The sequence below is a fragment of the Chitinophaga sp. 22620 genome (genome assembly GCF_052044405.1).
In the GTDB taxonomy this organism is placed as follows: Bacteria; Bacteroidota; Bacteroidia; order Chitinophagales; family Chitinophagaceae; genus Chitinophaga.
In genome coordinates, this window is record NZ_JBQEMV010000001.1 from 1,612,982 (window position 1) to 1,629,124 (window position 16,143).

The window sequence follows — 16,143 nt, forward strand, 5'->3', positions numbered from 1 at the left end:
TAAAAAACAAAAAAAGTAAAACCAAAGTTATGCTACTAAAATGGTTGAAGCAACTATTTGTCCTTCCCTTCCTTGTCCTACTACTCTTAAGGCCTTCAGCCACATTTGCGCAGGAAACAAGGTATTCGGTAAAGTTTGAGCAGGGCAGCCTGGAGCAGGCGCTGGGCGTACTGCGGAAGGCAACCGGCCAGAGTATTGCCTTCAGTAAGGAAGAAGTAAAAGGTGTGGAGGTAAGATCCGCGGAATACAGTAACAGCACGGTGGAGCAGATACTGAACGGGCTGCTGGCCAATACGCCGCTTACCGTGGAGAAAAAAGGCCCGGCCTGGCTGATCAAAAAAGGAGCGGCTAAAACGACCGCCGCTCCGAAGCCCGGCGAACAGACCGGCAAAGTTACGGGCAGGATCATCGATTACGAAAACGGCCAACCCGTTCCGGGCGCTACCATCCGCTTCGGCAGCAATGGCGTTGCCACTGGTGTGGACGGTTCTTTTACTATCGTGCTTCCTCCCGGATCCTATACAGCAGCCATCAGCAATATTGGTTACGGCGCCAAGGAGGTGAGCGGCATAGAAGTAGCCGGCAGTAAAGTATTTGAGCTGAATGTTACGCTGAAAAGGGAAAAAGGCCAGTTGTCGACCGTCGTGGTAAAAGCTTCAGCCAAAAAGGAAAGCATCTATTCCCTGTTCGTAAGGCAAAAAAATGCCGCCGGCCTCTCAGACGGGATCTCCGCGGAGCAGATCAGCGCTACGCCGGACAAGCATATCGGCGAGACATTAAAACGTATTACCGGCGTGAGCACGGTAGACAACCGGAAGGTAGTGGTGCGCGGTATTGCCGAACGCTACAACGTCGCCCTGCTCAATGGCAGCACGCTGCCCAGCACCGATATCCAGGAAAGGGATTTCGAATTCAACCTGATACCTACCAACCTGGTGGAGAATATCGTGGTGGCCAAATCCATCACGCCAGACATGCCCTACAGTTTTGCGGGCGGCCTGGTGCAGATCACCACCAAGTCCGTGCCCACTTCGAACTTCACCTCCGTAAGCGCCGGGATCTCCATCAATACGCGTACCACCGGGAAAGATTTTTTGGGTTACCAGCGCGGCAGGTATGACTATTTAGGTTTTGATGACGGCAACAGGGACCATTTCCCTGACCAGCTGCTGAATTTAAGCGGGAAATACAACCCCAGGCGGCCCGATGATCAAAATGAGGTAACAGCCGCGCAAATAGGAGAGCAGAATAAACGCATCGGCGGTCTGGAAAGGCTGGGCACCCGTACTTACAATGCCATGCCTTCACAAAACTACCAGGTGAGCCTGGGCAGGGTTTATTCCTTAAGCAAAACCAAAGACCGCACGCTGGGTTTTGTAGGTTCCCTTACTTACCGCAACACGCAAAGCAACGATTATATCGCCAGCATGCGCAGGGGCGGCTGGAGCCGACAGCCCAGCCTGGCATGGGATACGGAAGATGTGAATACGGGAAACCTTTACGGCTTCAACACCACCTGGGGCGCGTTATTGAATGGCGGCTTCAAAACGGCGAAGCACGAGATAAACACCTACAACCTGTACACCCGCATCTTCGACGACAGGTTCAGCCGCATCACCGGCTGGACGCACGAAAACCCCAAGTATGAAGGCGTTGCTCCCATAGCTGAGGAGGACGACCGGCCCAAGTTCAGCTCCCTGCTGCAAAACAAGCTGATGGGCGCTCACCGGCTGGGGCGCTTTAAGGTGGAATGGGGCTTCAGCCGCACCCGCCTGGAGACACTGGAGCAGGACGCGGTCGCGGCCTTGCTGGTAAACAGGACATATGCGAATACCCTGCCCCTGTTTCAATACGTTCCCCAGCAGGTATCCGATCCCGGGATCGGGAATATTCACCGTGATGAGTATATCTACAAGGAAAATAATCTGTCCGCGGACCTGAGCGTGGCTTACGATCTTAAATGGGGCAAAACCTCCCATACTTTTAAAACCGGTTTCAATGTGCTGGGTAAACATGCCTGGTACGACTGGAATATCTTGCCGATCGTTACGGTAGATGTATCCCGCGATGTCTTTAACACGGTCCCGATACGCGGGTGGGGCGATTATATGAGTATGGAAGATCCGCTGAAGGACCTTTTCTACTATCCCGGTTCTTTCTCGCTGAACGCCTTTGAAGCAAAAAGTATCAGCAAAAGCGGCTTCCTGATGTTCGACAGCAAGCTGTTGCCTAACCTTCGGGTGGTAGGCGGCGTAAGGGCGGAGTATTTCAGGACGGATACCCTGAAAAATGCAGCCAGCACGCAGGAGGATCTAAACATCAAGCTGTATATGGATGATTCTGTCAGGACTTACTGGCTGCCTTCTCTGAATATTACTTATACTCCCGTTACAAATTTCAATGTGCGCGTCTCTTATGCGGAAAGCGTGATCCGTCCCGGCCTGATGGAAAATGCCCGCTTTGCCCGTTACAACCCGGGCTTCGGCACCATTTTGAGAAGCCGGGGCGTGGTGAGCACCCATATCAAGAACTACGATGCCAAGCTGGAGTGGTTTCCCGGAGCGGGAGAAATAATATCCGCCGGGTATTTTTACAAGTACTTCGACAAACCCGCAGAGTATTATGCTTATGACCCGGCGAATACCGCCAGGTATGATGTGCTCATTACCAATTCCGACTGGGCCAAGGTAAAAGGCTGGGAATTTGAGCTGCGTAAAAACCTTGGCTTTATCCATACCGGCTGGGGCTTTTTGGAGAAGCTGTACCTGAGCGGCAACCTCACCCTGCAAAAATCAGAAGTGCGCGCCAGGGAAAAGCATATTTACCTCGACGTGGAAGGAAAGGATTCCGTGACCTATACCTATCTGAAATATCCCCGTGCCCTGTACGGCCAGGTGCCGCTGCTTTATAACCTCGGCATGCAATACAGCGGCCGCCGCCTGGGCGTCAATATCGCTTACAACTACATGGGGTATAAAACATTCACTACCGGCAATGATCCCAATCTGTTGGAATACGAACGCCCGAGGGCGCAGCTGGACGGGCAGATCACCTATAAGCTCTTCAAAGGGAAAATGGAGGTAAAGCTGAATATGAGCAACCTCACGGATGCGCCCTACCGGTTCTTTATAAACGATCACAGCACATATGAAATAAAGCCGGAATCGGAAGGGAAGATGGATCTTGAATGGAATGACAGGTACCAGTATAAAGATGGATTCTCCGAGAAGTTTGACGAGGGATATGTGGATCAATCCACCGGGCAGCAGGTTGGCGACCGCAAAACCTTTACGCGTTACGTGGGGCGTACCTTCAGTTTTTCCGTATCATATAATTTTTAACCTGCTTCAAAATAGAACGATGAAAAAAATAATACACATATGCTGCTCGCTTCCCTTGTGCATCCTGCTGCTGGCAGGTTGTGAAAAGGAGGGTGAACCGATGGAAACGCCTATAAAGGAACTCAGGCCGTATACAATGGAGGGGTTTGCGCTCGCGCCCGTGGATCAGTATTTTGACGGTGTAAAGGTTGGCGAGCTGTATGCCAGGGCCAATAGTAACGCGAAGATGGCTTTTTACCAGGATGAAGTATTGATGGAATTGAAAAGGAAAAGCGACGGGAAAACTGTTTACCAGCAAAAGTTCAACATCTCCGACGATATTAACGAGGTCCCGAAATTCTATTTTGACGGCACGGACCTGCTGCCCGCATATTCCTACCCAGCCCCGGTGGGTAAAGAATATACCGCGAATTTTTATTTTGATTTCCCTAAAGATTCCGGGACAGTGGACGTCGTGATTGAAATGAGCGAATTCTATTATGATTGGGGTCTGGACGATCCCCTGGTAATGATAGGTACCACCACCATTCCGCTTGTTGAGAATATTCAGCCTGGCAAGTGGAGCAATTATATCAAATTGGATGAATTGCCGACCCCCGCGCATAGCCGGCCTGATTCCGAGTTCTGGCCCTTCGTCTGCGTAAAAAGATCCGGCAGGCCCGGTTATTATCTCAACAGCAAAATGGAGGAAAATTCCTTTCAATTGGAGTTCCCCCAATCCTGGACCACCGAAGGAAAAGTGCAAAGCATTTTTATAGGCTGGAAGCAGCGGGGGCCTGCCGTATCGTTGCAGCCGCAGCAGGACCTTGTGCAGCTTTTCCCTTGATATTTTTTCCCTATACAGCAACACTCCGGCCCCGCTTGTTTTCTGGCGGGGCTGTTTTTATTCCCGGCGTAGGCCTGATGCACTTCCTGAAAAATTAATCCATCCATAACATACAACTCTAACTTTTGCCACTATGTTTGCCGAGGAAAAAGTGGTTTTCTCATATGACGCAAACTTTACAGGAGCTGTCGGACGGTATGTTGCTGGAAGAATGCAAACGGAACAACGCAAAGGCCTACGACGTTTTGTTCGATCGTTATTCGGCCCGTCTTTATCATTATGCCCTTCAATACATCCGGGAAGAAACAGTGGCGGAAGAGACCATGATGGATCTCATGGTATGGATATGGGAAAAGCGCCATCAGCTTGATCCCGATATCCGTCTTGCTCCTTATTTGTTCCGCGCGATGAAAAACGCTGTGATCAAGGTGATCACACGGAAATCCCAGGCCACCCTGCCGCTCGATGAGAAGTTCGAGAATATTTCATCTTCCGTGCCTTACGAGGCCGACTACCTCCTCCGCTGCAACGAGCTCCAGGAAACATATGAAGAAAAGCTGGCTGAGCTTAGCCGCCAGCGCCAGCGCGTATTCAGCCTGAGCCGGCATGAAAACATGAGCCATGCCGAGATCGCGAAGGAAACCCGGCTTTCCGTATTTACCGTCAAAAACCATATCAAGGCTTCTCTCTCTCATTTCCGCCTTCACCTGAAAGATCATGTGGATACCCTCGCTATTCTCGTGGTGTGGCTGCTGCATTCCTAAATGAACAAATTGTTAACGGTTAGCTCTTCTTCCTTTTTTCGGGCCTGTATATAGTAAGCGGCCGCCGTTTGGCGATGCGCTGGTATACTCATGGCAAATTCAGTTAACAAAGCACTTATCCTCCGATTCCTTGACAAACAATGCACGGCGGAAGAGACCGCGCTGGTGGAGCAATGGCTCCGGCTGCCCGGCAGCGATGCCGTGCTGGACGAAATACTGAACGAACGCCTGCAGCAGGATATGCAGGCGGCGGAGCAGGATATGGTTCCTCCGGAAAAAGCAACCGTATGGAAGGCGGAACTGCACCGCAGGATCGGGGAGACAACAACGCCCGTCCGCAAACTACGGCCAGGCATCATTTTCAGGCATGCGGCCGTTTGGGCGGCGGTATTGTTCGGCATTGGCTATTATGCCGTTTACCAGGCCGGTCGCCAGCGTACGGCGAAGCCCGCGATGGCATTGCTGCAAAAAAAGAACCCGATGGGCCAGCGTGCTTCCATCAGGCTGACGGACGGTTCCGTAGTACTGCTGGGTGCAGGCAGCCGCCTTGTTTACCCGGAAACCTTCAACGGCAATACGAGGGAGGTAACGCTGGAAGGCGAAGCGTTCTTCGAGATCAGCGAAAACACGCAGCAGCCGTTCATTGTACACACCGGCGATGTGCAAACGAAAGTACTGGGCACTTCTTTCCGCATCAGCGCTTTTAAAGGATCGCCGGTTACCGTAGCGGTAGCAACCGGCAAGGTGCGGGTAGATCAAAAGCAGGGCGGCAGCCTGGTAGAACTGGCGGTGCTTACGCCCGGCAGGCAGGTAACGTGGAACGGCGTTCCCGGTAATACGTCCATCGCCGCGGTAAATGTGGCGGACATTGAAGGATGGAAAAGCGCCAGGCTGGTGTTCAATAACAAATCACTGAAAGAAGTAGCGGCGGAGCTGGAACGCTGGTACAATGTGAATATCACTTTCGAACGCCGGGAGAAAGCGGCGGAAACCATCACTGTTACGCTCTTTGCAGCGGGTTCCCTCGAAAGAACATTGCAGACGTTGTCGGTGGGAAGCAATTTCAGGTACAGGATCAGCGAACGGCAGATCACCATTTACTAACGCTTAAACAAACATTATGCAATAGAAGATTACAAAACAAAAAAAAGTTCCTGTCGGCCCGAACAGCCTGCAGGAACCTGTAAGCTCCATTCACTACCTGTTTTGTTTTGGACGACGGACAGGTAAGAATAGTACCGGGCATTTTATTGTCCGGCAGTCAACCGATTTCCCCGCAAAGCGGGGTTAACCAGTAACAATCAAAAGTATGAAAAAAGGATTAAACGATCCTTTCGGAAATATTGTGGGCGCCGCGCCCATTAACTTTCAACGTGCGCCCGGGACCGGAAGTGGCGCAGCCAGCCGGGCCCTGCGCTTAATCTGCTTCCTGATGAGATGTTCATGTATCATCCTCGCGGTTCAGCTTACATTTACCAGCCTGCTGTTTGCGGAGGAGGTGAAAAGCCAGGATCTCAACATCAGATTGGATCTGCAACTGGAAAAATCCGGTTTGAAAGAGAGTTTGCTGAAAATAGAACAGCAAACCGGGGTGCATTTCCTTTTGCCGGAAGAATTGCTGGCGGCGGTCAATAAAAAGATCACCCTGCAGCAAAACGGCATCCGCCTGAAAGACGCGCTGGATCAGATGCTGGCGAATACCCAGCTCGCCTATCGGCCCATGAACGGGTACGTAGTGATCGTCCGTAAACCGGTGCCCATTAAAATCACCGGCCGCGTGACCGACAGCAGGAATAAAGAACCGCTTCCCGGCGTATCCGTTCGTGTGAAAGGATCGAATACCGGCGCCGCTACGGACGAGAACGGCTTTTTCACGCTCAACGTGCCCGAAGAAGGCGGTACATTGATCTTTGCATTCCTGGGATACGAAGCGAGGGAAGTGAAGGTCAGCAAAACCTCCGGGCATCTTAATATTACGCTCACCCCTTCTTCCCGGCAGCTCGGCGAAGTGACCGTACAGGCGCGGCGCAAGACCAATACGGACATATCCGTGCTGCAGGAAAGGAAGAATTCCGCCATCGTGCAGGACGCGATCTCCGCCCAGCAGATCGAACGCACCGCCAGCATCACCACTACGCAGGCGCTGCAGCGCGTAAGCGGCGTAACGGTTACGGACGACAAGTATGTAGCGATCCGCGGCCTGGGAGACAGGAGCGTGATCGGCCAGCTGAACGGCGTGCGCCTTGCATCTTCCGATCCTGACAGGAGCGCCATTCCCCTCGATCTTGTACCCGCTTCGCTGCTGGACAATATCACCATCTATAAAACAGTAACGCCGGATAAACCGGCGGACGCCGCGGCCGGCATCGTGGAGCTCAAAACGAAGTCCGTACCGGAAAAAAGAACCCTGGAGATCATCGTGCAAACCGGCTACAACTCCAATATCGGGCCCGGCGGGCGGATGAACAGCTTTTATAACAGCGATCTCGGTTTCTTCGGCCAGAACGTCAACAAAAAAGATCTTTCTTCCGAATTCCTCGATCTCTCCCGCCAGTATCCGGGCGGTCTTTCCGAAATACAACGCCTGATCGCGGGCAGCAACGATCATCCCGCCATGATCAAAGAGGCCAACCGGATCAACCGCATCATGCATGCCTTCGACCCGGTGCTTACCACCCGTTACAAACAGGCGCCGCTGAACCAGCTGTATTCGCTGACCTACGGCAATAATTTCAGCGCCTTCAAGTCGCACCGCATCGGCGTGATTGCCGGCGCGAACTATTACCGCCGCGCCACGGACGTATATGGCGGCGCCCTGACGCAATACAGCGTGTACCAGGGCGTGATCACCGGCAACCCGCAGGTGTACAGCCCGCGCAACATCCCCAACTACATTACGCCCAACAACCTGCATATGGGCAAATACCAGACATATAAAGAGAACACCGGCACCGAAACGCTGAACTACGGCATGCTTGCAGGGCTTACCTACCAGTTCAGCCCGCGGCACGAGATCAGCCTGCAATACCTTGGCAGCTGGGGCAGCGAAACGCAGGCCGTGAACATGTACGGCCAATATCAATATACCGGCCTGCCGGGAGATGTGGCCAGCACGATCTATTCCCTGAAGCAGACCCGCCGTAACCTGAATACGTATAACCTCCAGGGTGAGCATAAATTTTTCGCCGGTGAATATTCTCCCCGCCTCAGCTACAACATGGCCACTTCAACTTCCGGCCAGAACGATCCCGATTTCCGCTTTGCCACGCTTACCGACTACACGCCCCGCGGCGGCGCCTGGTATAAGCGGCCAGTTGTGGATGCCGGCGGTACCGAGGGCGTGGAATACACTTACACCAAACACCTTTATGCGCTGAACTCAGGTTATGTGAACGGTTACGGCACCTACGGCATCATCCAGGCGGAGCCGAACGGCCGGCGCTGGCGCAGGCTGGAGGAAACGAACTATAATTATAAAGCGGACCTGGCTTTGCCTTTCCGTGCGTTGGGCCTGAAACAGGAATTCAAGACCGGGTTTAACTATCTCAACCGCGACCGCACTTTTACGGAGAACATGTTTTTCCTGCCCGGTTCCAACTTTACCTCCTATGGCGCGGCCGCGCTGTATGAAGTGGAAGGCAACCTGGACCGGCTGGTCGGGCCTTCCATTATCGGCATACGCCCGGCTTCCGGCAGCACCGGCGAAGGAGCGGGCCCGGTGGGCGGGTTCCTCTACAACAGCCAGAAATCACCCAATAACTACACCGGTTTCTTTGAAACGAACGCCTTTTACGGCATGCTGGACCTGCACCCGCTGAAAAACCTGCGCGTAGCGGGCGGCGTGCGGTTCGAACGCACGAATATCCAGTCTAAAGTAGACACCTCCAACGTATTCCTCGATCCGGCGCTGACGCAAAAAGACCAGGACGGGAACTCCGTGCCTGTGGTGCTCATCGACCCGAATACCGTATACAAAACAAAGTACAAGCCATACTACTCCGCGAACCTCACCTACACGCTGAAAGACAACATGAACTTCCGGATGGCCTACAACACCACGCTGGCAAGGCCGGAGCTGCGCGAGCTGACGAACATCTTCGAGTTCGACGCATTCCAGATGGGGCTCGTGGTAGGCAACCGCGACCTGGTGAACCAGCATACCGAGAACCTTGACTTCCGCTGGGAATGGTTTCCCGCCAATGGTGAAGTGATCTCCGCTTCGTTGTTCGGCAAACGTATCAGCAACCAGCTGGTAAAAGTGTTCAGCCTGAAAACGGACGGCCTTGCCGCGAAGTATCCCGAGTACCCCACGATCCAGTTCCAGAACGACCCGAACACCGGTACCGTATGGGGTTTGGAGCTTGAACTGGTAAAAGATCTCGGCAGGACGTGGGAGCCGTTAAAAAATTTCTACTTCGGCTCCAACCTGCTGCTGGCGCAGAGCAATATCAAAAAAACAAAAGAACGGTACGCCGCCGGCAAATCGCTGGACAGGAATACGCCTAAAAACAGCCCGCTTTTCGAACAGGCGCCTTATTCCATCAACCTCTGGCTGAATTACGGCAACAAAAAAACCGGTACCGATCTGACCGCCACTTTTAATATGGTGGGCGAGCGGCTGGTGCAGATCAACCTTACAGGCGAGCCTGATCTGTATACCCGGCCGGTTCCCGTGCTGGACCTGGTATTCAGCCAGCGTATCACCAAACGCATCCTTTTTAAGGGATACGCCAAAAATGTGCTGGACCCTGCGATCGAGACCGTATACGCCAACCCGGGCACCGGCGGCCTGTGGTATGGCGGGAGATATGTTAACAGGAGCTTCAAGCGTGGCAGTGAAATTATGATAGGCTTTACTGTAAACCTGTTCTAAAAAAAAGAATCAACATGAGATATATACCGGTATTGATCCTGCTCTTGGCGGCATTCACGGCTGCCTGTAAAAAAGAGAAGCAGGACTATGAAAAGGATAACAGGGTAATTACCGACCCTCGGGCGAACAGCAGCGTGAGGGTAGTGAACGTAACAGGATATAACCAGGTGATCGCCAACGGCGATACGCTCACCAATTACAAGGTGATCCCCAACAGTCCGGAATACAACCAATGGGAATACCCGGCCACGCCCTACTTCCCGTCTAACGGGCGGCTGGGCAGCACATGGTACCTGCCGCGCTCGCTGTTCGGTAAAAACGGCGCCGTGTCGCTCGTTATCGAGGCCAACGGCTGGCAAACCATCGCGAGAACGCTGCGGCTGGATGTGAAGGACAGTTATACCACACCGCTCGATTATTACCTGCTCACCCAAAAAGACGAGCCGTACGTGATAGATGCGCCGCCGGCGGTAGTGGCTGTTCCGCGCAGCGTGCATGCGCCTTCCCGCGCGGATCATTTCAAGATACGCATCGTGAACATGGCCGCGAAACTGAGCGATCAGTTCCAGGGTGTGGAAGACGTAGCGCAGCCGCTGACACTGGCCCTGGCGGACGGCACGCCCGTTCATACCGCTACCAGCAACATAACACCGGGCGCTTATTCAGACTATGTGGAATTGCCTTACGGCACCTACCAGTTCAAGGTGCTTACGCCGGGCGGCCACCAGGTAACGGCCGTTGCACCCCGCTCAACGGAATATGTACATAAGATAGACCCTGCCACTTCCACCATCGTAAAAGACACGCTGGGCCGCCCGCATGCGGTAAGCAGCGGCCTTACTTACGCGCCATTCAAAACGTACCAGCCCGGCGGTATTTATACCATCGTGGTAGCGCCGGCTACGTTTACCGTTCCCTATTACCTGGGCAATCCAGGTGAAGAGGTGGGTATGTTCCAGAACGGTTTCCGCGTGATCGCGGACGCCGGTGAGGCGTTGAACCACACTTACGCCAATGTGCAATGGGTGAACGCGCTGCCCGGCAGCGCCGCTGTTTCCCTTTCAGTGAACGGCCGGGAAATAGGCGAGGGGCAGGATTTCGGGACATACAGCGGTTACAGTCCCTGCATCACCGCAGAAGCGAAGATAGCCGCGAAAGATGCTTCGGGCAAAGAGCTTGCGGCCGTCACCCAACTGCTGCAGGCCGGGCAGAACTACACCGCCTGGCTGCATGCCGATGCAAACGGCAAAGCGCAGATCAGGATCGTGAGCAACGATCTCAGCGGCGTGTACACCACCATCGGCAACAACAGCCAGGACGCTACCTACGACCGCAACAAACGCACTTTCCCCATCGATTTGCGTTTCCTGAATTTCTGCGCGGACCTGCCTTATGTTTCTTTCAGGCAGAACAACGGCCAGCCCGTTCCGTCGGAAGCCGGCGTGAGCGACAACCTTCAGCCCGGCATCGTTCCTTTCAGCACTTCGCCTTACGCCCGCTATGCTGCTACGAGCAACGCTTACCAGCTGAAAGTATACCGCTCCACCCCGGCAGTGGTACCCGGCGCATGGCTGGCTGATATTCCCACGGTTCACAGCCAGGACCTGGTGGCCAGGTCCGCATTGTATACCGGCGGTACCATGCCCGTGCAGGAGCCCGGGGTATATACCATCGCGCTCATAGGACAATATAAAGCAGGCGCTCCTGCCGGGGAAAAAGCAAGGATGATCATTGTAAAACACACCAGATAATGTACAAGCAAATCATACACTGCTGTATTGCGGCCTGCGCCATGCTGATGGCGTCTTGCAGTAAAGTGGAATATACACAGATAGAGAACCCCGCGTACCTGCGGGTTTTCAACAACCTGAACTACACTGTGAAGCTGGAGAACAAGGATGAGCAGCAGCCTTTTCTCACCATGCTGATAGACCCGGTGATGGATAACGACGGCGTGCCCGTAGGAGGCGCCATCATGGGCGATTTCCTGGACCAGCGCGAAAAGTATGCGCCGCCGTATCCTTCTCACATCGGCAGCAACACTTCCGTGAATAATCCTGAATACCCGGGCAAGGAAAATGTGCTGGTAGGGCCGGTGCTCAACGGATTCGACCTGTCCAGCTGGGCGCAGGTACCTTCCGGCCGGCACCGTTTCCTTTTTCTTTACCGTCCCAAAAACGGCATTCCTTTCCCGCAGCTGGAAGCAAGGCTGAGGAACATCGTGCTGCTGGATACCGTCATGGAACTGGATGCGAAAGAAGTGTACACGATGCATGTGCTGCAGAAAAATTTCCGTACCAAGGAAAAAGGCATCATCCTGCGGCAGGAAAATTTTCATAAGCTGCCTTTATCCGATTCGCTGATCTATGTGAACTTTTACAACATGAGCTCCGAGGGCTACTGGAACGCATCCGCGACGGAAAAAGGAACCGAGCAGAACCAGATATTGATGGCTCCCGGCATCAGGGACAACATGAACATCTATTACTCTCTTTATAAAGGGACGGACGTGAACCAGGCCTTAACAGGCTACCAGGACCTCTACATTGCCAGTATACAAAGGAACACCAGCGCCGGGAACGTAGCGCCTTATCAGAGCATCCCGCTGTTTGCGGATACGGGTTCGGACGGAATTCATACGGAAGTGTGGCAGCGTTTTTCGGTGCTTTCACCTGGCCTTACGCCCAACAACAACCCGTATAACACTAACGCTCCGGACACGTATGGCAACTATGGCCTGTTCGTCTGTTACGCCAACGGAACCGCCGAAGATTACCGGATGGTGCAGGGCGCGATCGTGGTGCCGAATATGATCGTGAACATTCATTCCGGCATACACAACCCGCGCTCTTTTGCCACGGTGAACACCGTGGAGATCGTAAATGGAATGGTTTATCTCACCACGATCCAGCGGAAATACGCTCCGCCGGTGTATTGATCAATTCCGACAAAATCATCAACATGAGAAAAAATTACAATTACCTGTACAAGCTGCTGCTTTTCATAATTCCCTTTACCGTTTCATGCCAGCACGACCAGCTGGAAGTGTATGAGGAAAATATCAATTACCGGCCGGCGGGAGATTTTATCAGGAATAACTACGACCTGTCCATGTTTGCCGCCGCGCTGGAAAAAACGGGCCTCATGCAGGAGCTGAACGGTCCGGGCCCCTTTACAGTGCTGGCGCCGGCCAACTCTGCCTTTTACGAGCTGGGGCTGCAGCGCCCTTCCGACCTGGACCGGCTGAACACGGACAGCCTGCGCATCATGATGCGTTACCACGTGCTGAGCCGGAAGCTTACCACCGCGGAAATTCCTGCGAAAGTGGTGGACGCCCGTTATAAAACACTGGCGGACGGAAAGGAGTTATTCGTGTCTAACCGTACCACGAACGGCAACGTCAGCCTTTCTTATTTCAACGGGGCCACGGCATCGCCGGTGGATGTGGTGGTGACGAACGGAACGATCCATGTGCTGAACAAAGTGATGAAATATAACGAAGGCACGGTGCGGGACTGGCTGGCGCACAGGCCGGAATACAGTGTGCTTTCCGCCGGGTTTGAGAAATTCGGCTTGTGGGATATGCTGGCGGAGAAAGGCCCTTTCACCGTGTTCGCCCCGGATAATGCTGCCTTTGAAGCTGCGGGTATAGATGCGGATTCCATCGCGAGAATGGACACGTCGATGTTCTACGGCCATCGTTTGTTCGGCGCTTATATCCAGCGGAACCGCAATTTTTTTATTTCGGACTTTATAGTGTTCCGTGCCAACAGCAACCAGTACTTCCTGGAAACAGCTATCTACGGCGATCCTTACATCCTGGTGGTGTCTCCCGAGGAACAATATGGAACGGCCGCGCTGAAGTACACTTTCTGGCTGAGGTCCGCGAAAGACTTCCCGTACATCTCATTGCAGCAGGTGCAGGGCGCGCCTTCCGCCATGCAGGACAATCTTACCGACAACGGGATCATTCAGCCGCTCACAGCGCTTGGCGTAACGCCGGCCGATGCGCTCAAATAAAAACGATATAAAATTTTCATCATGAAGATTATAAAAAATATAGGGTGGATGTGGCTGATGGTGATCGTATGCGCTTCAGCCTGCAGGAAAGAAGAATTTATGCCCGAGCCGCAGGGAGAAAAAGTGCCCTATACCGGGGCGGACAGCACGTTGCAGCAAATGCTGGCAGGGCCGGGATACGGCCTGTTCGCCAAAGCCTGGCAGAAGAGCAACATGAATGCCGTTCTGGCCAGCTGGGGCAGCAACACGATGTACACGGTGCTGGTACCCGGCGACGACGCCATGCGTGCCGCTGGGCTGGACGATGCCGGCATCGGCAGCGCCTCAAAAGAGACGCTGGACAGCATGCTCATGTTCCACACCGTGATTGGGGCCATTGACAACAGGTCGTTCACCAGTCTTCCCGCCAGCGTTGGCGTGCGCACGATGCTGGTAAACCCGGTGTTCAGCGAACCGCTGAACCCACCGGGCAGCGCAGTGAAATATGACAGCGTTTACCGCTATCATCAATACCTTGCCGTAAAAGACCAGCAGCTGCTGGTGAGCGGCCGGGTAGCGGGTAATGCCGCGCCGGTTTACGCGAAGAACGGGACCATTTGGAAGATCAGCCGCGTATTAAAACCTGCGCGGAAAAACATGCGCCAGCTGCTGGAAGGCGATCCGCGTTTTACGCTTTACGTAGCTGCGTTGCAGCTGGCGGAAAAAACCTACGAAACGATCGACGGACTGGATGCACTTAGCCAGCCCCCGTTTATGTTTTACAATACAACATTGAATACATCGAAGGCTGAAATAGACTGGGACTGTTATTGTAACGCCTTGCCGTTTGGATTAACGGAGCGCAATTCAATATTCGCGCCCACCAACGAAGCATTTGAAAAGGTTGGACTGCGTACGGTGGATGATATCCGTGCGCTGAACGACCGCTACAAGCCGGTGTTTGATTTTGATATCAGCATCCTGAAGGGGCGCAGCCCGCTGGATTCGCTGCTGTATATGAACACCTGGGGCCGCCAGCGGAGCTTCTATGTGTTACACATACCGCCGGTGTTCTATAACAACGACCTTATTCCTGAGATCATGAACGGCTTCGGGCTGAAGCCGCTGGACTATTACGCTCCGCCGGTACCCTCGCCGCTGGAATTTTCGAAAGACGCGAACGGCCGCATACAGGTGCAATGGAAAGGCAGCGGCGCTGAAAAAGCCACGATCATAGAGGCGGACATTGAAACCATCCAGGGCCCGGTTCATGTGATAGACCGGCTGATCGTTCCGCCAGGCTTTCATTTTTAAACATCAAACGAAATTTTTATGCGCATCATACATTTTTATGCCTTGATCCTGCTGGCTGCTTTGATGCAGGGCTGCTCGAAGGACGACAATGTTCGTGTGAGGGACAACAATATCCTGCCGTCTGTGATCACGGACAACTTTAACCTGAAGACCTTCCGTGCAGCGCTGGACCGGAGCAATCTTACCGATGCCGTATCCGCCGACGGCCCCTTCACCGTGCTGGTACCGTCCGACGCGGCTTTCGCCGCGGGCGGCTACGACGGCCCTGCCGCTATTATCTCCGCCAGCCAGCCCGCGGTAAAAAAGCTCACGGCCTATCACATCCTCGAAGGATTGTACCAGCTGGAGCGCATGCCGTTCCTGTTCAACCAGGAGATCGCTTCTTACGGCGGCGGAAAATTATATTTCACCCGCTGGATCAAAGACAATGATACGGTCATGACCGTGAATGGCAGCCGAATCACGCCGCAGGCCGTAAAGGCATCCAACGGCCTCGTGCAGGTGATAGACCGCCTGCTGCAGCCATACAGCTTCGGGCACCTGGCGGACGCTATCGCGGCAGACAATGAGCTTACGCTGTTTTACCAGGCACTGCGGCATGCCGGCATGGAAGAACTGTTGCGCGGTGAAGGCCCGTTTACAGTATACGCCCCCAACAACGATGCAATGACGGCATACGGCCTTGTTTCACTGGAAAAGATCAATGGTACGGACCCGCTGGTATTGCAGGCTTTGCTGCGGTATCACATCGTGGCGGACAGGCGTTTCCTCAACGATTACGTGCTGAGCACCGGTGCTTCGGCCGTGAGCACACAGGCCATGCTGGACAATAACACCGTAAAGATCACGCTCGTGCCCAACAGTTCCGTTCAGGGCGGCTACGACGGCATCACGCTGCAGGGCGCCGGCAATGTAAATACGGAGATCAACGTAACCCGCCGGGACATCGTTACGGGCAACGGCATCCTGCACATTACAGACCAGGTATTACGGATCAATCAATGATAATACCCCTAACCACAACAT

Annotated in this window: 10 protein-coding genes; all 10 read left to right on the top strand. The window is 53.7% G+C overall.

Annotated elements, in window-relative coordinates; all coding sequences use genetic code 11:
* Positions 1-29: 29 nt before the first annotated feature.
* The 10 genes from ACTJIK_RS06765 to ACTJIK_RS06810 all read left to right on the top strand — a co-directional run bounded on the left by ACTJIK_RS06765 (position 30) and on the right by ACTJIK_RS06810 (position 16,122).
* Positions 30-3,341: a TonB-dependent receptor domain-containing protein gene (locus tag ACTJIK_RS06765; protein ID WP_440645597.1), complete on the top strand. Its 3,312-nt coding sequence runs from the start codon at positions 30-32 to the stop codon at positions 3,339-3,341.
* A 19-nt stretch (positions 3,342-3,360) separates the two neighbouring features.
* The gene (locus ACTJIK_RS06770; RefSeq protein ID WP_440645598.1) at positions 3,361-4,167 is read left to right on the top strand and encodes a hypothetical protein; all 807 of its coding nucleotides are present in this window, start codon (positions 3,361-3,363) and stop codon (positions 4,165-4,167) included.
* A gap of 164 nt (positions 4,168-4,331) precedes the next feature.
* A complete protein-coding gene (locus ACTJIK_RS06775) occupies positions 4,332-4,931 on the top strand; it encodes a sigma-70 family RNA polymerase sigma factor (protein ID WP_440645599.1) in 600 nt (199 codons plus the stop codon).
* Positions 4,932-5,021: 90 nt separating this feature from the next.
* Positions 5,022-6,035: a FecR family protein gene (locus tag ACTJIK_RS06780; protein ID WP_440645600.1), complete on the top strand. Its 1,014-nt coding sequence runs from the start codon at positions 5,022-5,024 to the stop codon at positions 6,033-6,035.
* A gap of 328 nt (positions 6,036-6,363) precedes the next feature.
* Positions 6,364-9,804 (top strand): TonB-dependent receptor domain-containing protein, encoded by a 3,441-nt coding sequence (locus ACTJIK_RS06785; RefSeq protein WP_440645601.1) that lies wholly within the window; start codon positions 6,364-6,366, stop codon positions 9,802-9,804.
* A gap of 14 nt (positions 9,805-9,818) precedes the next feature.
* Complete coding sequence (locus tag ACTJIK_RS06790; RefSeq protein WP_440645602.1) at positions 9,819-11,555, top strand: DUF4397 domain-containing protein; 1,737 nt, start codon at positions 9,819-9,821, stop codon at positions 11,553-11,555.
* Complete coding sequence (locus ACTJIK_RS06795; RefSeq protein WP_440645603.1) at positions 11,555-12,742, top strand: hypothetical protein; 1,188 nt, start codon at positions 11,555-11,557, stop codon at positions 12,740-12,742. Before ACTJIK_RS06790 ends, ACTJIK_RS06795 begins: the two co-directional genes overlap by 1 nt.
* 23 nt (positions 12,743-12,765) lie before the next feature.
* Positions 12,766-13,824 (top strand): fasciclin domain-containing protein, encoded by a 1,059-nt coding sequence (locus tag ACTJIK_RS06800; protein ID WP_440645604.1) that lies wholly within the window; start codon positions 12,766-12,768, stop codon positions 13,822-13,824.
* A 21-nt stretch (positions 13,825-13,845) separates the two neighbouring features.
* Complete coding sequence (locus ACTJIK_RS06805) at positions 13,846-15,117, top strand: fasciclin domain-containing protein (protein WP_440645605.1); 1,272 nt, start codon at positions 13,846-13,848, stop codon at positions 15,115-15,117.
* 18 nt (positions 15,118-15,135) lie between these two features.
* Positions 15,136-16,122, top strand: a complete 987-nt coding sequence (locus tag ACTJIK_RS06810) for a fasciclin domain-containing protein (RefSeq protein WP_440645606.1) — start codon at positions 15,136-15,138, stop codon at positions 16,120-16,122.
* Positions 16,123-16,143: the final 21 nt, after the last annotated feature.